This is a genomic window from Nocardioides cynanchi (genome assembly GCF_008761635.1).
GTDB classification, from domain to species: Bacteria; Actinomycetota; Actinomycetes; order Propionibacteriales; family Nocardioidaceae; genus Nocardioides; species Nocardioides cynanchi.
The window spans coordinates 208,551-227,582 of the sequence record NZ_CP044344.1 but is presented as its reverse complement, the minus strand read 5'-3'; the positions used below and the strand labels follow the sequence as shown (position 1 = coordinate 227,582).

The following is a 19,032-nucleotide window of genomic DNA, read 5'->3' as shown; positions in this document are numbered from 1 at the left end:
CGCAGCTGTCCACGTTCACCCGGACCGTCGCGGGGACCGGTTGTCGACGCGGGGCCGCCACGAGCACAGTGAGGCCATGGACGCCCGCGACTCCGCACTCGACCGTGCTCTGCACCATGCCACGACCTGGCTCGCCTCGCTCGACGAGCGGCCGGTCCCGCCCGGTGTCGACGCGGACGAGATGGTCCGTCGGCTCGGCGACCTGCCGGACGGGCCGACGCCGGCGGCCGACGTGGTCGACCTCCTGGCAGAGGCGTGCGAGCCGGGCCTGGTCGCGATCCCCTCGGGCCGCTTCTTCGGGATGGTCATCGGCGGCACCCTGCCGGCAGCGCTCGGTGCCGACTGGCTCACCTCCGCGTGGGACCAGAACGTCGGGCTGCGGTCCCTGACCCCGGCCGCGGCAGCCGTCGAGGAGGTGGCGGGACGCTGGATCCTGGACCTGCTGGGACTGCCGCCGGAGTCCGCGGTGGGTTTCGTGACCGGCGCGACGATGGCCAACTTCACCTGCCTGGCTGCGGCCCGCGACACCGTGCTCAGGCGGGCCGGTCACGACGTACGGCGCGGCCTGGCCGGCGCTCCCCCGGTGCGCGTCGTCGTCGGTGACGAGCGACACCCCTCGGTCGACCTCCCCCTGCGTTTCCTCGGGCTGGGCGACCCGACGGCCGTGGCTGTCGACACCGAGGGACGGATCTCGCCGGCTGCCCTGCGCGAGGAGCTGAAGGCCGGCGACGGCCCGGCGATCGTCGTGCTCCAGGCGGGCAACATCCACTCCGGCGCCTTCGACGCCTTCGCCGAGTGTGTCGAGATCGCGCGCGAGCACGACGCCTGGGTGCACGTCGACGGCGCCTTCGGGCTGTGGGCGGCGGCCTCGCCGCGGTGGGCGGACCACCTGCGCGGCGTGGCCGACGCGGACTCGTGGGCCACCGACGCCCACAAGACCCTGAACGTCCCCTACGACTGCGGGCTCGCGATCGTGCGCGACGCCGACGCGCTGGCGTCGTCCATGGCGATGCACGGCGAGTACCTCATCGAGGCCTCGGGCGATCCTCAGGAACGCGTGCCCGAGCTGTCCAAGCGCGGCCGCGGCTTCGCCACCTGGGCGGCGCTGAGGAGCCTCGGTCGCGACGGCGTGATCTCCCTGGTCGAGCGCCTCGCGGACCACGCGACCGCCTTCGCGGCCGGTGCCCGGGAGATCCCGGGCGTCGCGGTGCTCAACGACGTGGTGTTCACGCAGGTCTGCCTGACCTTCGACGACGAGGACGAGCGCGCCAGGGCCGTGGCGTCCGCGCTGCTGGCGGACGGCACCACCTGGATGTCCGGCTCGCGCTGGCACGACCGGGCCATCGTGCGTATCTCGGTGAGCAACTGGAGCACCACCGACGACGACGTACGGCGGTCCCTCGACGCCCTGCGCCGCGCCGTCGCCGCACTCGACCCTGTTGAATGACCCGATGAGTCGCGACCTGCTCCGCCCGGCCAAGGCCGCGCCCGGTGACCGGGTGGCCGTGCTCTCGCCGTCGTTCGCGGCGCCGGCCGCCGGCCCGGAGGTCCACGAGCAGGCCCTGCGCCGGCTGACCGAGGTCACCGGACTGGTGCCGGTGGAGTACCCGACGACCCGGCGCCTGGGAGGGTCGGCGGAGGACCGCGCCGCCGACCTCAACGCGGCGTTCGCGGACCCCGACATCCGGGCGGTGTTGGCCACCATCGGTGGCGAGGACCAGATCACGGTGATACCCCACCTCCATGCCGACCTGGCGCGCCGCGACCCCAAGCCGTTCCTGGGCTACAGCGACAACACCAACCTGCTGAGCTGGCTCTGGCAGCAGGGCGTCGCGTCCTTCCACGGCGGCTCGACCCAGGTCCACCTCGGGCCCGGTCCCGCTGTCGACCCCGTGCACGCCGCGTCCCTGCGGGCAGCGCTGCTGGACGGCGGCCGGCTGGAGATCACCGAGCCCGGCGAGGCGGAGGACTTCGGGAGGGACTGGCAGGACCCGGCCGCGCTCACGTCGTACGGCGACCGGGAGCCGACCGAGCCCTGGGCCTGGGCCGGGCCGCCCCGTTCGGTGACCGGCCCGACCTGGGGCGGGTGCATCGAGGTCGTGCAGTGGATCCTGACCGCGGGCCGCTTCGCGGACGACGCCGGTGTGCTCCGCGGCGGAGTCCTGCTGCTGGAGGCCTCCGAGGAGCTCATCCCGGCCTCGGAGTTCGGCTACATCCTCCGCTCGCTCGGCGAGCGCGGGCTGGTCGCAGCGGTCGACGCAGTCGTGGTGTCCCGGCCACCCACGTCCACCCGCGAGCAGCGCCCCGACGCGGGGCAGCGGGCCGCGCGTCGCGCCGAGCAACGCGACGTCGCGATCTCGACGGTTGCCCGCTACAACCCGGACGCTGTGGTCGTCGTCGGCGTGCCCTTCGGCCACACCCGGCCGCAGTGGGTCCTGCCGTACGGCGGGTCGATGACCGTCGACGGCGCCCAGCGCCGCGTATGGGCCGACTACGACTGAGCAGCAACCGCGTCCCTGGGCGAAATCAGGACCGACCCCCCAGTGGATCGCTAGCGTGGGCCCATGCCGTGGTTCAAGAAGTCATCGGGTGAGGAACCACAGGACGAGTCGCCGACGGCCCAGGCTCCGGTCGCGCAGGCCGACCCGGTGCTCGAGCCGCTCACCAGCGCGGAGGTCGACTGGGTGCGCTCGAGCATCGCCGAGCTGGGCGAGCAGGACGTCCTCTTCGGCGACATCGACGACCTCGGCCGGCACTACGACGAGATGCTCAACGCCTGGCTGCGCCTCGACGAGGCGCACCGCCCCGATCCCAACCCGATCACCAACCAGATCGGCCTGGCGTTCGGCCAGTACGTCGCGGACCAGGCGCGCCTGGACTGGATGGTCGCCACCGACACCCACGGCACCGAGATCGCCCTGCACCGCGCGCGCGGCAACGTGCTGATCTACCCGACCGACCTGGTCGCGAAGCGCTGGGCCGCGCACGAGCGGAACGTGATCGCGCCGCTGGCCCGGGACCTGATCGCCACGGTCGGGGAGCTGCCCTAGCAGTACACCTGGTCGCTCGGCGCGGGCGCGGCCCGGCCTCAGCCGCAGACCGCGCCGTGGGCCGCGGACTGCACGACCTTGGCGTACTTGCCGAGCACACCGCGGGTGTACTTCGGGGGCAGCGGCTCCCAGCCGTCCTTGCGCGCGTCCCACTCGGCGTCGTCGACGTCGACGTCGAGCGAGCGGTTGGCCACATCGAGGGTGATCGGGTCGCCGTCGCGGACGAAGGCGATCGGGCCCGCGTCGACGGCCTCCGGCGCGATGTGGCCGACACAGAGCCCCGTCGTACCACCGGAGAAGCGGCCGTCGGTGATCAGCAGCACGTCCTTGCCGAGCCCGGCGCCCTTGATGGCGCCGGTGATCGCGAGCATCTCCCGCATCCCGGGCCCGCCCTTCGGACCCTCGTAGCGGATCACGACCACGTCACCCGCGACGATGGCGCCAGCCTCGAGCGCGTCCATCGCTGCCCGCTCGCCGTCGAAGACGCGGGCCGTGCCGGTGAAGGTGGAGTCGTCGAAGCCGGCGGACTTCACGACCGCGCCCTCGGGAGCCAACGAGCCCTTGAGGATGGTCAGCCCACCGGTCTTGTGGATCGGCCGGTCGAGCGAGCGGAGCACGTCGTCGTCGAGCCCGGGCGGCGCCAGGGCCTCGAGGTTCTCGGCCATCGTCTTCCCGGTGACGGTGAGCGCGTCCCCGTGCATCAGGCCGGCGTCGAGCAGGGCCTTCATCACGACCGGGATGCCGCCGACCTTGTCGACGTCGTTCATCACGTAGCGGCCGAACGGCTTGAGGTCGCCGAGGTGCGGCACCTTGTCGCCGATCCGGTTGAAGTCGTCGATGGTGAGGTCGACGTCGGCCTCGCGGGCCATCGCCAGCAGGTGGAGGACGGCGTTCGTGGAGCCGCCGAGGGCCATCACCACGGTGATCGCGTTCTCGAACGCCTCCATGGTCATGACCTGGCGCGCGGTGATGCCGAGCCGCAGCAGGTTGACCACGGCCTCGCCCGAGCGGTGGGCGAAGCCGTCCCGGCGCCGGTCGACCGCCGGCGGGGCGGCCGAGCCCGGCAGGCTCATCCCGATCGCCTCGGCGACGGCGGCCATGGTGTTGGCGGTGTACATGCCGCCGCAGGCGCCCTCCCCCGGGCAGATCGCCCGCTCGATCCGGTCGACCTCGGCGCGGGTGATCTTGCCGGCCAGGCAGGCACCGACCGCCTCGAAGGCGTCGATGATGGTGACGTCCCGCCCGTCGACCTGGCCGGGCATGATCGAGCCGGCGTAGAGGAAGACGCTGGCCAGGTCGAGCCGGGCCGCGGCCATCATCATGCCGGGCAGGCTCTTGTCGCACCCGGCGAGCAGCACCGAGCCGTCGAGCCGCTCGGCCATCATCACGGTCTCGACCGAGTCGGCGATGACCTCGCGGCTGACCAGGGAGAAGTGCATGCCCTCGTGGCCCATCGCGATGCCGTCGGAGACCGAGATCGTCCCGAACTCCAGGGGGTATCCGCCGGCTGCGTGCACGCCGTTCTTGACCGCCTTGGCCAGCCGGTCGAGGGAGAGGTTGCAGGGCGTGATCTCGTTCCAGCTCGACGCGACGCCGATCTGCGGCTTGGCGAAGTCGTCGTCGCCCATGCCGACGGCGCGGAGCATCCCGCGGGCGGCCGCCTTCTCGAGGCCGTCGGTGACGTCGCGAGAGCGGGGCTTGAGGTCGGGCGTGTCCATGCCGCGGAGCCTACTTCCGCGACTCGCGGAGGGCTCGCCGCGATCTCATGACTCACCCCCAGGTGGGTTGTGTCCCGCGTCACGGGCGGGGTAGGCAGGAGCCGCGGGGTCCTCTCGGGAGCGTCCACGGGAGGTTGTGCACCTGCGGTTCGGGCCGCAGGAGAAGGGACCACTCCCATGACGCTCGACCCTCGATCCGCAGCCGCGTCCACCGCTGCGGAGGACAGCCCGGAGCACCGGCGCCAGATCCGCAAGGCGGCGCTGGCCAGCACCGTCGGCACCACCATCGAGTGGTACGACTTCTTCCTGTACAACACCGCCGCAGCACTGATCTTCCCGGCGCTGTTCTTCCCCGAGTCCACGGCGTACGCCGGTCGGCTCGAGTCGTTCGCGACGTACGCCGTCGGGTTCGCCGCCCGGCCCGTGGGAGCCGCGATCTTCGGCCACTGGGGCGACCGGATCGGCCGCAAGGCGACCCTGATCATCACCTTGCTCGGCATGGGCCTGGCCACCACGCTGGTCGGGGTGCTGCCCGGCACCGGGACGATCGGCTCGGCGGCGCCGATCCTCCTGGTGCTGCTGCGCCTGCTCCAGGGCCTCGCCGTCGGGGGCGAGTGGAGCGGCTCGGTGCTGCTCTCCATGGAGTGGGGCGACCAGAGGCGCCGCGGCCTGATGGCCAGCCTCCCCCAGCTCGGTGTGGCCTTCGGGCTGATCCTCGGCACCGGCTTCCTCTACCTGCTCAGCTGGCGACTCACCGATGCGCAGTTCCAGTCGTGGGGGTGGCGGGTCCCGTTCGTGTTCAGCCTGGTGATGGTCGCGATCGGTCTCTACATCAGGATCCGGATCCTCGAGACCCCCATGTTCGCCCGGCGCCTGGAGCGTCGCGACATCAGCCGCCTGCCCACCGTCGACGCGGTCCGGCGGCACTGGAAGCCGATCCTGCTCAGCGCCTTCGCCCGGCTCTCGGAGCAGGCACCGTTCTACGTGATCACCTCGTTCACGCTGGTCTACCTGACCGAGGACCAGGGCTACTCCAAGACCTTCGCGCTGGCGGCGATCCTGTCCGCCGCGGCGCTCGAGGTGGTCGCCGTACCCCTCTACGGGCACCTGTCCGACTCCCTGGGGCGCAAGCGGATCTACATGATCGGGGCGGCGATCACCGGGGTGTACGGCTTCGTTCTCTTCGCGGCCATGGACAGCGGGGTCGCGGTGATCGCGTTCCTCGGTGTCTTCCTGGCGCTGATCCCGCACGGCATGCAGTACGGGCCCCAGGCGTCGCTGATCGCCGAGTCGTTCCCGACCTCGTTGCGGTACGCCGGGGCCGGGATGGGTTACCAGCTCGCCTCGGTGATCGCCGGCGGCCCGGCGCCCCTCGTCGCGACGTACCTCCTGGCGCACACCGGGTCGGTCTACTCGATCCCCGCGGCGATCCTGGGCTGCGCCGTGGTGACGCTGATCGCGGTCAGCCTGATGGAGGACCACAGCCACTCCGACATCGACGACGACGCGACATTCGACCGCGAGCTCGTCCCGGCCGGAGCACCAACGTCCAGGGCGAACGCCGGGAACGTCACGGGAGGTCAGGAATGAGCGACCAGCAGCAGGCCCTGCAGTCAGACCACGCGAGCACCGACGACTCGGGAGAGCTGACGATCGACATCGAGGACGCCGGCGGCCGCGAGCTCCGCCCCGTCGACGAACGCCCGCCCGACGACGAGGTCGCGGAGATCAAGGAGGAGCGCGAACGGCGCCTCGACCCCGGCAACCGACCCGACGCCAGCGAGGTGGACAACACCGAGCGGGACTTCGACGCCGAGGCCGGGCGGTTCACCGACGGCGAGGGCTGACGGGGCGCGGCTACCCGAGGGCTGCCCGGTCGAGCCGTTCCTCGATCTCGGTGGCCAGGCGCTCCGCGTGGTCGCCACCTCCCTCGGCCGTGTCCTGCTTGACGTAGACCAGCCGGTTCCACAGACCCGCCGCCCAAGCGTCCTGGACGTCGGAGCGGGTCCACTCCCGGCCGGTCGCGCGCTGGTAGCTCTCGATGAAGTCGGCGGTCTGGGCCACCGACGCGGTGACGTCCGACCCCGCCTCGGTGGGCCACATGGCGGCGGCCAGACCCACCACGGCCGCCTCGGGCTGGGCGATGACGCTGTCCCAGTCGTGCACCGCGTGGGGCTCGTGCCCTGACCACCGGAGGTTCTGCGACGCCCAGTCGCCGTGGCCGACACAGAGCGGCACCGCGGCGGAGGTCAGGCGCACTCTCACCCGGCGTGCGGCGTCGTCGACCCAGGCGGGACCGTCGACGAGGTTGAGGTCCTGCCCGTGCTCATCGAGGTCGAGCCACAACCGCCGCCCGGGGTGGTCCCACGCGGTCCACGGCGGCGAGGGCTTCAGGCTCGGGACGTCCGCGGCGGCGGGTGCTGAGGCGATCAGGCGAGCCAGGAGGGCCGCGAAGGGGGCCGCTCCCGCTGCGGTGGTCAGCGGGTCGCCACCGGGCACCTCCCTCTCGGCGGTGACCGTCAGGGCCCCGACCCGCGTGGCCACGGTCAGCGGCTCGGGACAGGGGAAGCCGCCCCGGGCCAGCGCAGCCTGGACCTGGACACAGCCGGCGATCCGGGACTGGAAGGGGCGCGCCTTGACCACGGCCCGCAGGCCGGTGGTCAGCTCGACCCCGACGACCTCGGAGAGGAACCCGGACCGGAAGAGCACCTGCTCGGGCGGCGCACCCAGGTGGCGCAGGCACCAGTCCGCGAGGAGCGCATCGTCGAGCACACCCGGCAGCGTAGGGGCGGGTCAGATGACGGCCGCCCGGACGACGCAGACGTCGGGCAGGTCCTTGTGGATCTCCCGCCAGGTCCGGCCCTCGTCCGGCGAGGCCCACACCCCACCGTTGCGGCCGCCGAAGTAGATGCCCGGTGTCTCGTGGGAGTCGACGCACATCGCGTCGCGCATCACCGCGACGTAGTAGTCGTCGGGGAGCGAGCCGTCACCGAGCGGCTCCCAGTGGCTGCCTCCGTCGGTCGACCGCCAGACCCGGGCATGACCCTCGACCGGCCAGCGGGCGCCGGCGTCGACGATCGGGAAGGCGAACACGGTCTCGGGGTCATGGGGGTGGACCACGATCGGGAAGCCGAACTCGGCCGGCAGACCGGGCGCGATGTCCTGCCAGCTGTCCCCCCCGTCGTCGGAGCGGTAGACGCCGCCGTGGTTCTGGAGGTAGAGCCGCTCGGGTCGCGCCGGGTGGCGGGTCACCTTGTGCACGCACTGGCCGAACTCGGGGTAGGTGCGCTCGCCGGGCATGAACTCGGCCTTCACCCCGGTGTTGGAGGGGTACCACGACCCGCCGCCGTCGTCGGTGCGGTAGACCCCACCCGTCGAGATGGCCGCCAACACCTGTTGCGGGTCCTCCGGGTGGGGCAGGATCGTGTGGAAGGCCTGGCCGCCGTACCCGGCGTTCCACTCCTTGCGCTGCGGGTTGTCCCAGAGCCCGCGCTCGAGCTCGAAGGTCTCGCCCCGGTCGGTCGACTTGAAGATCGCTCCGGGCTCGGTGCCGGCGTACACGACGCCGTCCTCGGCGCCGGGGGTCAGCTGCCAGACCCGCGCCACCGCCTCGCCGGTGTCCTCGGGGAAGCGAACGGCGCCGTTCGGCGTCTCCTGCCAGCTCTCGCCGAGGTCGTCGGAGCGCCACACCTGCGGGCCGAGCCAGCTCGAGGACGCGCCGACCAGCAGGCGCGGCCGGTCGCCGCGGGTGTCGACCAGGCAGGAGTAGACCTCCTCCATCGCGAAGTGCGGTCCGGTCCAGGACCAGTCGGTGCGCGCCTCGTCGGAGCGCCCGATCCACAGACCCTTGCGGGTCCCCACCATCACCAACGTGTCCGCCATCAGCGTCCCTTCCTCGTGTCTTCCTGTTAGGAACAGTAGTGTGGTGGCGTCATGAGTCAAGAGCTGCCGACGACCTCGTTCGCCCTCCTGGGGCTCCTGACCTTCGGCGACGAGCTGACCGGCTACGAGCTCAAGCAGCGCGCGGACAACACGTTGCGCTTCTACTGGGTGGCGCCGGCGATGAGCCAGATCTACTCCGAGCTGGCCCGCCTGACCGGGCACGGCCTCGTCGAGCCGACCACCTCGACCGGCGAGGGGCGCCGCACCACGACGTACCGGATCACCGAGGCGGGCCGGACCGCCCTGCGCGCGTGGATCGCCGAGGCCCCGGTCGGCTTCCCGGTGCTCAAGCACACCGTGCTGCTGCGGCTCCTGATCGGGCACGCGACCGAGCCCGAGCGGATCACCGCGATGCTCGAGGAGTACGACGTCGAGCTCACGGCGGCGCTCGACGACCTGCGCGCGGTCCGGAGCTCGCTGCACGGCGCGGACGAGCCCGGCCAGGCGTTCCACTACCCGTCCGTGGTCGCCGACTGGGGGCTGGACTACTTCGCCGCCGAGAAGCGGCACACCCGCACCGCACTCGACCGCCTGTCGGTGATCTCGGAGGACGCATGACCAGCAGGACGCTCTTCTCGTGCACGATGTCGCTGGACGGCTTCATGGCCGGGCCGGGCGGCGACATGCAGTGGCTGACCCGGCACCTGGGGCCGAACCCGGTGGCCGAGGCGCTCGTGCCGCAGGTCGGCGCGCTGCTCGTGGGTCGTCGTACCTTCGACGGCGACGACCCCCACCGCGGCACCGACCAGCAGGGTGCGTTCGGCGGGCAGTGGCACGGGCCGTCGTACGTGCTCACCCACCGGCCGCCCGCGGAGGCGCCGGCCGACACGACGTTCGTGACCGACCTGGAGACCGCTGTCGCGGCGGCCCGGGAGGCGGCCGGCGGTCGCTACGTGAACATCCTCGGAGCCGACGTCGCCCGCCAGTGCCTGGCCGCCGGGCTCTGCGACGAGGTGCTGGTCCTGGTCGCGCCGGTGTTCCTCGGCGACGGCACCCCGCTCTTCGCCTGGGCCGGCGGGCACGCGGTCGACCTGCGGATGCGCGAGTTCTCCGAGGCGGGCGGCATCGCCAACCTCTGGTACGACGTACTCCCCTGATGCGTCTGTGCGCCGACTCGGCGTGTTCCTGCTGCCTGTATCCGCCGACTCGGCGCGTTTCTGATGTCTCTTTGCGCCGACTCGGCGTGTTCTGGGCGCCTGTCTGCGCCGAGTCGGCGGTGGGTAGGTTGCAGGGGTGCTGTCGAGGGTCCCGCCGGTCTGGCTGGTGGTCGTCGGCATCTGCTCGGTGCAGCTGGGCGCCGGGATCGCCAAGAACCTCTTCGACGACGCGGCCCCGACCACGCTGGTGTGGCTGCGCCTGGCGACCAGCTCGGTGGTGCTCGCGGCGGTGGCCCGTCCCTCCCTGCGCGGGCGTACGGCGCGCGACTGGCAGGTCGCGGTCGCGTTCGGCGTGACGCTGGGGGCGATGAACTGGGCGATCTACGAGTCCTTCGCCCGGATCCCCCTCGGCATCGCGGTGACCATCGAGTTCCTCGGCCCCCTGGCCCTGGCCGTCAGCGGCAGCCGCCGGGCCCGCGACCTGGTCTGGGCTCTGCTCGCGGCGCTCGGTGTGGCGCTGCTCGGCCTCGAGCGTGGTCACCTGGACCTGGCCGGGGTCGGTTTCGCCCTGCTCGCCGCCGCGATGTGGGCGGCCTACATCCTGCTCAGCGCTGACACCGGCCGACGCTGGCCCGGCCTCGAGGGGCTGACCGTGGCCAGCATCGTCGCGACGGTGACGATCACCCCGGTGGTGGTCACGCTCTCCGGTCGCGGTCTCGGCGACCCGCGGGTGGTCCTGCTCGGGGCACTGGTCGGGCTGCTCAGCTCGGTCGTGCCCTACTCCTGCGAGATCACCGCACTGCGGACGATTCGCCCGTCGGTGTTCGGGATCCTGATGAGTCTCGAGCCCGCTGCTGCCGCGCTGGCCGGGATCGTCGTCGTTCACGAGTTCCTGGCCCCGGTGCAGTGGGCCGCCGTCGCCTGCGTCGTGGTCGCCAGCGTGGGCGCCACCCGGGCCGAGTCGCGCCTCGTCGCGCCGGCGCCCGACTGAGCCCGGCCCCGTCGTCCCCCGGGCCGGCCCCGGTGCCGGTTCATCGCGGCACGAGGTCGATCCGGGTCTCGGTCTGGGGCCAGCCGACGTCGGCGAACGCCCGGGCCATCGGGACGTTGGCGTTGTCGGTGTCCGCGACCAGGGTGTGAGCACCGCCGGCGACCAGCTCGCGGGTCTGCCACGCGAGCAGCTGCCGCCCGTAGCCCCGGCCCCGGTGCTCTCGGCCCACGCCGACGAAGAGCACGAACGCGCGCCCCGTCGGCATCGAGCGACCCGAGACCAGGCCCACGACCTCACCCGTGGCGTCCTGGGCCAGATGGATGCAGTCGACCGGGTCGGCATCCAGGAGGAAGGCCAGGCTCTCGCGGCACGCCCGGTCAAAGCCGACGCGCTCGACCAACACGCGGTCGTGCTCGTCCAGGGTGTCGCGCATGACCTCGCGGTGGCAGGCGGCCAACCGCGGGTCGGCGGGGTCGACCATCCGCTCGAAGCGGAGCCCGGTCCCGACGTCCGACCCCAGGTCATCGGCCGGCTCGAACTCGTAGTGCCGGCGCTCGACGAGCAGCACCCAGCCGGCGTCGCGCAGCGGCTCGACCAGGTGCGCGAGCGCGTGGTCGTCGACGGTGGAGCCCGCCGGAGCAAAGATCCCCGCCTCCTCGGCCCCGGCCGCCCAGGCTGCCCGCGAGGCCACGGCGACCAGCTCGTGGGCGGTCGCCGGGTCGGTCGGGAGGCCGAAGTGGTCCAGCAGCCAGACCCGCGAGCCGTCGGGCGCGCCGAAGGCGGCGACGACGCCGAGCACGGCCGGGTCGTCGTCACGACGGACGGCCCACACCCATTCCGGGCGCCGACGCCCGGACTCGAAGGCGTCGACGAGATGGCCGTCACCGCGGATCCGGTGCTGGGTGGGTGAGTCGACCGGCAGCGGGCTGGCCGCGAGCAAGGCGATCGCCTGATCGGTGGTGGCGGGCTGGAAGAACTGCAGAGCAGACATGGGGTTCCTCAGATCTGGGAACCGGCCTCGTCCCGGAGGCCGGAGTGCGGCGTGGACATCGCGGCCTCCTCTCTCTCGTCCGGAAGGCTCACGCTAGGGGCCGAGTCGGGCGGCGGCAACGAGGTTTCCCGGTCGCCGGCCGCGACGCCCACCACGACGGCCCGCCGGGCGGCCCTCCGCAGCGTGGTCAGCACGGCCGGGCCTAGCAGGGCGATCGCGACCGCCGTGGTGATCGCACGTCCGGTGTCGAAGGAGCCGGTCGAGGTGATCAGGGTGAACACCAGGAAGCGGTGGAGGTTCGCGCCGAGGGGGTCACCGGCCACGAACGAGATCCCGGTGTGCCCGGGCACCGCGATGCCGAGCACGAACGGCCAGGAGGAGAGGTTCATCAAGATCCCGAAGGCGTACGCCGACACCACGCCGTACGCCGCCAGCATCGCGATCTCGGCGCGGCCGGTGACCCGGCCGGGGAGCAGCCCGGCGCCCATCCCGACCCAGGCCGAGCAGAGCATCTGGAACGGCAGCCACGGCCCGACGCCGCCGGTCAGCAGCGCGGAGGCGAACAGCGACGTGCAGCCGAGCACGAAGCCGAAGCCCGGGCCGAAGACCCGGCCGGCCAGGATCAGCAGGAAGAACACCAGCTCGACGCCGGCGGTGCCGGCGGAGAGGCCGCGGAGCACGGCGTTCACGGCGGTGAGCACCCCGAGCACCGCCAGCACCCGCGGGTCGAGACCGCCCTCGGTCACCTCCGAGAGCACCACCGCGATCACCACCGGCAGCAGCGCCAGGAAGACGAAAGGCGGCCCGACCTGTCCACCGTCGGGGCTGCGCACGAGCAGCGGCCAGGCGAGCATCATCAGCCCGGCGACGGAGGCCACGGTCAGCACGAGGGCGGACCGCCGGCCCAGGGGTACGGCGTGGAGCCGGCTCATCGCGGCACCTCGTCGACGCGCAGCCAGCCCGGCCCGAGGATCTTGGTGACCTGCGGAGCGAAGGCCGGCGACTCGGTCAGCACCCGACGGGTCGGCCCCGACGAGACGACCTCGCCGTCGGCCAGGACCACCACCTGGTCGGCGGCCAGCGCCGCGAACTCCACGTCGTGGGTGGCCACAACGACCGCCCGATTTTCGTCGGCCACCCGACGCAGGATTGCGGCCAGGGCGGCCTTGGCCGGGTAGTCCAGACCCCGGGTCGGCTCGTCGAGCAGGACGACCGGTGGTCGTCCGACCAGCACCACCGCCAGGGCCAGGGCCAGCCGCTGGCCCTCGGAGAGGTCACGGGGGTGGGCGTCGTCGGGCACCCCGGGCACCATCCGGTCGAGCAGGGCGCGGCACTCCCCCGGCGCCGCTCCCCGGTCGGCGGCAGCGCACTCCTCGGCCACCGTCTCCAGGTAGAGCAGGTCGGCCGCGGTCTGCGGCACCAGCCCGACCAGCGCCCGCCGTTCCGCGGCGGGCAGGTCGGCCGGGTCGGCCTGGCCGATCGCGACCGTTCCCGCCCGGCGCGCCTGGCCACCCTGGAGGGTCCAGAGCAGGGTGGACTTGCCGGAGCCGTTGCGGCCCATCAGCGCGGTCACGGTCGCGGCGTCCAGGGTCACGGCCACCTCCCGGAGCGCGACGGTGCCGCCGCGCATCACCGTGAGGTGCTCGGCGGACAGCACCGGCTCGCCGGACGACCTCGACGGCGAGGTGGGTGGGAGGCTCGGCGCCGGTCCGAGGTCGAGGCCTCGTGCCAGGCGCCGCGCCTCGCGCACGCTCACCGGCAGCGGCGACCAGCCGAGCGCACGGCCGAGCTCGACGATCGGGGGTACGACGGGCGAGCAGGCCAGCATCTCGGCCGGCGGGCCGTCGTGTACGGACCCGCCTCCGGTCAGCAGCACCAGCCGGTCGGCGAAGGGCACCACCCGCTCGAGCCGGTGCTCGGCCATCAGCACCGAGACGCCGAGGTCGTGGACCAGTCGGGCCAGGGTGGCCAGCACCTCCTCGGCGGCGGTCGGGTCGAGGGCCGAGGTGGGTTCGTCGAGCACGAGCAGCCGCGGGTGCATCGTCAGCACCGACCCGATCGCCACCCGCTGCTGCTCGCCGCCGGACAGGTGGTGCAGGTCGCGGGCCCGCAGCTCGGCGATGCCGAGCAGGTCGAGGGTCTCCTCGACCCGACGGCGCATCGTGTCGGCAGGGAGGCCGAGCTGCTCCATGCCGTAGGCGAGCTCCTCCTCGACGGTGTCGGTGACGAAGCCGGCGACCGGGTCCTGGCCGACGTAGCCGACCAGGTGCGCCCGCTCCCGAGGCGGCTGGTGCACCACCGACCGGTCGTCGACGCGCACGTCGCCGGACAGGGTGCCGCCGCTGAAGCGCGGCACCAGCCCGGTCACCACCCCGAGCAGCGTCGACTTGCCGACGCCGGTCCGGCCGGAGACCACGAGCAGCTCCCCCTCGTCGATCGCGAGGTCGACGTCGCGCAGCACCGGGACGCTGTCGTCGTCGTACCGGAACGAGATCTCGCGCAGCTCGATCACGCCGTACCCCCGGGAGGGACGACGGCCGGTGGTGCGCAGAGCGCACCGGCGAGACCGGCCGCGGCGGCGGCGACAGCCAGCCCGCTGAGGGCCGGCGCCACCGTGAGCGACGGGTAGGCGATCGTCAGCTGGTGCCGCGACATCCACCAGCCGGACGTGCCGACCAGGACGCCCGAGAGCGCGACGGCCAGCTCCGGCCACAGCCACGGCGCCGGCCGGTAGCGGGTGCGTCCGACCCGACGCCCGGCGGTGTACATGCCCACCACCGAGGCCACCAACCCGGCCAGCAGCATCGGCCGGCCGAGCCAGTCGGGAGTGGTGCCGTCGAGGCCGGCGTACACGCCGACGCAGAGACCGCAGAGGCCCAGGACCATCAGCGTTCCGGTGGTACGACGCTCGCGCGGCGAGGCGCCCGAGGTCCGGCCGTAGCCGCGCGTGTCCATGCCGGCCGCCAGCGACAGGGACCGCTCGAGGGCGTCCTCGAGCACCGGCACCAGGAGTCGGCGCAGGCCGCGCACCCGGCCGGTCTCTCCGCCGCGCAGCGCCTGCGCGGCCCGGACCCGACGGACGCTGTCGACCAGCTGCGGGAGCACGGTGACCGCCACCACCAGGGCGCTGCCGATCTCGTAGAGGGCGGGCGGTACCGAGCGCAGCAGCCGCTTGGGGTTGGCCAGCGCGTTGGCGGCGCCGATGCAGATCACGATCGCCGCCAGCCGGAGCCCGTCGTAGAGCCCGGCGAGCAGGGCCTCCTGGGTCACCGGCCCGAGCAGGTGGAGGCCCAGAGCCCAGTGCGGCAAGGGGACCTCGGGCAGGTCGACCAGCGCGTGGCCCTGACCGCCGTCGGACCCGCCGAGGAGGATCCGGAAGCCGACCCGGATCACCACGATCACCACGCCCAGCCAGAGGTAGAGCCGGAAGGAGTTCGCCCAGGGCTGGGCGCTGCGCCGCGCCGCGACGGCCAGGCAGGCGACCCCGATCAGCAGCAGGAGCAGCCAGGGGTTGGTGGTCTGGGACGCGGCAACGGCCAGCCCCACCGACCAGCACCACCAGGCGACCGGGTGCAGGTCACGCGGCAGGCGGGCCACGGCGAGGCGGGCGCGCATCACTCGCCGCCGGAACCGGCGCGTCGTACGACGACCACGGCGGCCGTGGCGGCGAACAGCAGGACGACCAGCCCCGGGGCGACCCAGCCGGGAAGCCCGGAGCCGGAGGCGGCGACCGGAGTGGTCGTGGCCGCCGCGTCGGCGTGCCCGGCCGGCGACGGCGGGTCGCTGGGATGGTGGTGCCCACCGGCTTGCTTCGTCCGGTGGCGCTTCGGGTGCGTCTTTCCCTGCGGCGTGGCCGACGTGGTCGGCGATGACGAGGTCGCCGCGCTGGTCGGTGCGCTGGTCGGCGTCCCGGGCGGGGCGGTGCTCGGAGTCGACGGAGCCGTGCTCGGCTGGCCGCTCGGTGAGGGCGAGTGGGAGGGCGAGGGCGACGGGGACCCTGCGGGATGCGCCTTCGGGGCAACTCCCGGTGGCGTCTGGGCGTTTCCGGACTGCCAGGACAGGGCGACGTACCCACCCGCCGGGACCTTCAGCGACGCCACCCCGGTCGTGGCGAAGTGCCACGTGCCCGAGGTGCCGTCCGACCACCAGAGCGACCAGTAGGCGTCCGCGGGCGGGGTCCGGACGCACGGATCGGTGGACGGCACGCCGTCGACCCGGCACACGAACGGCTCGTTCTGCACGTAGGTCAGGGTGTGCCCGGCGTCCTCGAACTGGGCGGCCGCGTACTCGCCGGCACCGCCCGCGTCGCACGATGCCTGGACCCCACCACCGAGCTGGTGGAAGTCGACGACGACGCTCACGCCGCGGGCGGAGGAGCAGGTGGCCGCCTGGGCCGCGGTGGGTACGCCGAGCCCCATCGCCGCGGCCAGGAGGGCCGCGGCGACGAGGCGTACGACGTGGCGGGTCACGCCGCCCGGCAGCCGTTCAGCGCCAGGAGCGCGGGCGCCGCCTGGGCGGTGGCGCGACGCCACTGGTCGCGGGTGGCCTTGGTGATGCCGTCCTGCCGGGCCGCTGCGAAGGCCGCCCGGTCGTAGGCGACAGCGCCCCGCTCGCCGGCCAGCGGCGTACCGGAGACATCGCCGGAGACCTGCAGGTCGAGGACCCACGTCGCGGCCCGTCGGGCCCGGGAGCAGGCGCCCTCGGTGCGGAACGCCCAGCCGGCCAGGCCGGTGGTGTTGCTGTTCACCGGATCGGTGCTGGCGCCACCGTGCAGGGCGCCGTTCGCCCCCTGCTGGCGCTTGAGCCAGCGAGTCGCGTCAGCGAGCGCCTGCCGGAGCTTGCGGTGCCCCTGGGCGACCGGGGCCAGCTCGATGACGGCGAGGGCGGTGACGTCGGCGTCCGAGTCGTCCCCGGCGCGACAGCCCTGGTTCGGCGCGGTCTTGTCGGAGGTGAAGGCGAGCCGGAAGAAGCCCCGGGAGCACTGCTGCTCCAGGAGGAACCTGAGCACCGACGGAGCCAGGTCACTGCCTGCGTCGAGCAGCCCGCGCGCGGCGAAGACCTGGCCGATCGTGTTCGCCGAGTCCGCGCCGAACGTGTTGGTGGGGTCGACGACGTCCTGGATCCGACCGCGCGCCGGCGCTGCCGTGATCACCCGCTGGTCGAGCCGGTGCACGAGGTTGGCGCCACCGAAGTGGCGGGCTCCGCCCCCGGTCTGCTGGGCGAGCACCAGCAGCTTGGCGATCGCCCCCGCGAAGACGTCGGAGGTCCCGAACGCCGCTCCGGTGGTGTAGTCGTCGACGTGCTTCGAGAGCGCGGTGCGCGCCTTGGCCACGTCGGTGCGATGTCCGCCGGTGGCCACGAGCGCCAGCGTCGTGTCGATGGTCAGGCCGTAGTCGTCGAAGCCCCCGAAGTTCGGGTTGTGGATCAGGCCCTGGGCGTCGAGCTGGTCGGCGAGCCAGGTGGCGCCGTGACCGGCGGGCGACGACGAGGAGACCGCCTGGGCGGAGCCGCCGGCCGAGACCAGGGAGGCCGCCAGGGCGGTCGAGAGCAGCGCCACGCAGGCGCGATGGACGAGAGACATGCTTTCCTTCCCGCTGCGACAGCGGGAAGGCGCCGATGATCGGGCGGGCCCACCCGCTGCTTTCCACGACAGCGTGTGTTCGGAACGCGTCGGGGCAGGTGTTCCGGCTCGCCTCGCTCCCGTCGTACGGGAGAGCGGGGCCTACGGTTGCGGGTCAGCGCCGGATTCGGACCGGCTTCCCCCACCACGGGCGCATTGATGTGTGATCAGCCGCAGCATAGCGCCGCGAGCGGACCGGCAGGCAATCGCGTTCCCTGCGGACCGGGCGGGCTCAGCGTGCTTCCGAGTACATCGCGCTGTACGCGTAGTTCAGCTGAGGGAACGACGAGGTCCACGCGATCGCCGGCAGACCCGTCGGCAGCAGCGTCGCCGACGCCGGGAAGAGGTCCACCACGTCGGGGGCGCTCACGTCCGCCCGGGTGCTCCATCCGCCCGCGGATTCGTGAACCCGCCCCTGGAGTGTCCAGCCGTCCCCCATGACCCGGGCCCGGAGCTTCCACTGCCAGAGGACCCACACGACGCCCTCGTGGTTGACCACCGCCGTGGGCGGATCGCTCGCGCCGTTCCTCGGGGAGAGCGCCTGCCGAGGGCCACAGCGGTCGCGCTGACACACCTGGGCGTAGATGCCGCCGCGGACGGTGTCGGTCCGGACCCGCTCCCAGGTCACGACGATCGTCCCGCGACCGCCGGTGGCCACACTTCCCGCCCAGATCCTCGACTGACCGCGGGGTGAGGCGACCACGGTGCGGGACCGGCCCCAGCCAGTGGGGGTGTGGGTGCGCTGCTGGAGCCGCTGGGCTCCGTCGCGGGTGCTGACCCACACCACCTGGGCACGGTCTCCCGGGCCGCCGGCGACAGCGGGCATCTCCGCCCCCGGACCGGACACCGTGGTCTCGGGCCCCCAGGCGACCCCGGGCTCCCGGACCCGGGCGTGGATCCGCCACGGAGCATCGTGCTGCCCGCGTGGGTGAGCGGCCCAGGCCAGCACGACGACGCCCTCGGGACTGGTGTCGAGGTCGAGGTCCCCCACGACCTCCCGGCGATCGCTGACCAGCGACGGTGCGGTCCAGACACCCGCGACCCTGCGAGCGGCGGCGATCCGCAGGTGGCCGGCCGGGTCGCGCTGGGTCCAGGCGGCCGTCCAGGTCCCGTGGTCGTCCACGACGAGGTGGTAGTCGGTGTACGGCGTGCGACCCGACAGCGTCGCCGGCGGCGAGAACACGCCGTCCGGCCCGGCGCAGGTGGCGGTCGGCACGAACCCGTGGTGCCGGCGGGCGTACAGCAGGCACACGTTGCCGGCAGGGTCCTCGTCCATCGCCAGCCAGTGGCTCGCGAGCGGGTCGACGTTCTCGGACTTGCCCCACTTCCCCAGGGGCGAACGGTGCCGGACCCAGATCCCGGCATCGGGCCAGCCCGGCATGACCTCCCAGGCCACCGTCACGGCGCCGGTCGAGTCGGACCCGACGTGACTGTCGAAGACGAAGCCGGCCCTCGGCATCGCCACCGGTGCCGACCAGGAGCCTCCCGTGCCGGTGGCCGGCTGCACGCTCGCCAGCGTCAGTGCCAGGGCGACCATCGAGGCGGCCGCCACCAGTGACCCGCGTCTGCTCATCCGATGCCTCCGGAGCTCAGCTCCCTCCAGTAACCCACCGGCCCCGGGCT

Annotated in this window: 18 protein-coding genes and 1 riboswitch; of the genes, 8 read left to right on the top strand and 10 right to left on the bottom strand. The window is 73.2% G+C overall.

Annotated elements, in window-relative coordinates:
- Positions 1–76 precede the first annotated feature (76 nt).
- From E3N83_RS01240 to E3N83_RS01230, 3 genes are all read left to right on the top strand, one after another.
- The gene (locus E3N83_RS01240; RefSeq protein ID WP_151081614.1) at positions 77–1,447 is read left to right on the top strand and encodes a pyridoxal phosphate-dependent decarboxylase family protein; all 1,371 of its coding nucleotides are present in this window, start codon (positions 77–79) and stop codon (positions 1,445–1,447) included.
- 4 nt (positions 1,448–1,451) lie between these two features.
- Positions 1,452–2,501: a S66 family peptidase gene (locus E3N83_RS01235; protein WP_151081613.1), complete on the top strand. Its 1,050-nt coding sequence runs from the start codon at positions 1,452–1,454 to the stop codon at positions 2,499–2,501.
- Positions 2,502–2,564: 63 nt separating this feature from the next.
- A complete protein-coding gene (locus tag E3N83_RS01230) occupies positions 2,565–3,050 on the top strand; it encodes a DUF3806 domain-containing protein (RefSeq protein WP_151081612.1) in 486 nt (161 codons plus the stop codon).
- 38 nt (positions 3,051–3,088) lie between these two features.
- On the opposite strand, the gene ilvD is transcribed toward E3N83_RS01230, so the two are convergent.
- Positions 3,089–4,768 carry a dihydroxy-acid dehydratase gene (ilvD, locus tag E3N83_RS01225; protein ID WP_151081611.1) on the bottom strand — a complete coding sequence of 560 codons (1,680 nt, stop codon included), beginning with the start codon at positions 4,766–4,768 and terminating at the stop codon, positions 3,089–3,091.
- A 177-nt stretch (positions 4,769–4,945) separates the two neighbouring features.
- On the opposite strand from ilvD, the gene E3N83_RS01220 reads away from it, so the two are divergent.
- Together E3N83_RS01220 and E3N83_RS01215 are read left to right on the top strand one after the other, a co-directional pair.
- Positions 4,946–6,358 (top strand): MFS transporter, encoded by a 1,413-nt coding sequence (locus E3N83_RS01220; protein WP_151081610.1) that lies wholly within the window; start codon positions 4,946–4,948, stop codon positions 6,356–6,358.
- Positions 6,355–6,615 carry a hypothetical protein gene (locus tag E3N83_RS01215; protein ID WP_151081609.1) on the top strand — a complete coding sequence of 87 codons (261 nt, stop codon included), beginning with the start codon at positions 6,355–6,357 and terminating at the stop codon, positions 6,613–6,615. Before E3N83_RS01220 ends, E3N83_RS01215 begins: the two co-directional genes overlap by 4 nt.
- 10 nt (positions 6,616–6,625) lie before the next feature.
- On the opposite strand, the gene E3N83_RS01210 is transcribed toward E3N83_RS01215, so the two are convergent.
- Together E3N83_RS01210 and E3N83_RS01205 are read right to left on the bottom strand one after the other, a co-directional pair.
- The gene (locus E3N83_RS01210; RefSeq protein WP_191907900.1) at positions 6,626–7,540 is read right to left on the bottom strand and encodes a phosphotransferase; all 915 of its coding nucleotides are present in this window, start codon (positions 7,538–7,540) and stop codon (positions 6,626–6,628) included.
- A gap of 21 nt (positions 7,541–7,561) precedes the next feature.
- Entirely contained in the window at positions 7,562–8,650 is a 1,089-nt protein-coding gene (locus E3N83_RS01205) for a sialidase family protein (protein ID WP_151081607.1), read from the bottom strand.
- A gap of 51 nt (positions 8,651–8,701) precedes the next feature.
- Between E3N83_RS01205 and E3N83_RS01200 the strand changes: the two genes are divergently transcribed.
- The 3 genes from E3N83_RS01200 to E3N83_RS01190 all read left to right on the top strand — a co-directional run bounded on the left by E3N83_RS01200 (position 8,702) and on the right by E3N83_RS01190 (position 10,798).
- Positions 8,702–9,268, top strand: a complete 567-nt coding sequence (locus E3N83_RS01200; RefSeq protein WP_151081606.1) for a PadR family transcriptional regulator — start codon at positions 8,702–8,704, stop codon at positions 9,266–9,268.
- Positions 9,265–9,807 (top strand): dihydrofolate reductase family protein, encoded by a 543-nt coding sequence (locus E3N83_RS01195; RefSeq protein ID WP_151081605.1) that lies wholly within the window; start codon positions 9,265–9,267, stop codon positions 9,805–9,807. The genes E3N83_RS01200 and E3N83_RS01195 overlap by 4 nt, the downstream gene beginning before the upstream one ends.
- Before the next feature lie 136 nt (positions 9,808–9,943).
- Complete coding sequence (locus E3N83_RS01190; RefSeq protein ID WP_202879292.1) at positions 9,944–10,798, top strand: EamA family transporter; 855 nt, start codon at positions 9,944–9,946, stop codon at positions 10,796–10,798.
- Positions 10,799–10,838: 40 nt separating this feature from the next.
- Here the strand turns inward: E3N83_RS01190 and E3N83_RS01185 are convergent, their stop codons facing one another.
- The 7 genes from E3N83_RS01185 to E3N83_RS01155 form a co-directional block, all read right to left on the bottom strand.
- Positions 10,839–11,789, bottom strand: coding sequence for a GNAT family N-acetyltransferase (locus E3N83_RS01185; RefSeq protein WP_151081604.1), 951 nt, complete (start codon positions 11,787–11,789; stop codon positions 10,839–10,841).
- An 8-nt stretch (positions 11,790–11,797) separates the two neighbouring features.
- Positions 11,798–12,721 carry an ECF transporter S component gene (locus E3N83_RS01180; protein ID WP_151081603.1) on the bottom strand — a complete coding sequence of 308 codons (924 nt, stop codon included), beginning with the start codon at positions 12,719–12,721 and terminating at the stop codon, positions 11,798–11,800.
- Entirely contained in the window at positions 12,718–14,301 is a 1,584-nt protein-coding gene (locus E3N83_RS01175; RefSeq protein WP_151081602.1) for an ABC transporter ATP-binding protein, read from the bottom strand. The genes E3N83_RS01180 and E3N83_RS01175 overlap by 4 nt, the downstream gene beginning before the upstream one ends.
- The gene (locus E3N83_RS01170) at positions 14,298–15,404 is read right to left on the bottom strand and encodes an energy-coupling factor transporter transmembrane component T (RefSeq protein WP_151081601.1); all 1,107 of its coding nucleotides are present in this window, start codon (positions 15,402–15,404) and stop codon (positions 14,298–14,300) included. Before E3N83_RS01170 ends, E3N83_RS01175 begins: the two co-directional genes overlap by 4 nt.
- Positions 15,404–16,258: a hypothetical protein gene (locus E3N83_RS01165; RefSeq protein WP_151081600.1), complete on the bottom strand. Its 855-nt coding sequence runs from the start codon at positions 16,256–16,258 to the stop codon at positions 15,404–15,406. The genes E3N83_RS01170 and E3N83_RS01165 overlap by 1 nt, the downstream gene beginning before the upstream one ends.
- Complete coding sequence (locus E3N83_RS01160; protein ID WP_151081599.1) at positions 16,255–17,370, bottom strand: prenyltransferase/squalene oxidase repeat-containing protein; 1,116 nt, start codon at positions 17,368–17,370, stop codon at positions 16,255–16,257. Before E3N83_RS01160 ends, E3N83_RS01165 begins: the two co-directional genes overlap by 4 nt.
- A gap of 77 nt (positions 17,371–17,447) precedes the next feature.
- Positions 17,448–17,574: riboswitch (cobalamin riboswitch) on the bottom strand.
- Between the two features lie 67 nt (positions 17,575–17,641).
- A complete protein-coding gene (locus tag E3N83_RS01155; protein ID WP_151081598.1) occupies positions 17,642–18,982 on the bottom strand; it encodes a hypothetical protein in 1,341 nt (446 codons plus the stop codon).
- Positions 18,983–19,032 lie beyond the last annotated feature (50 nt).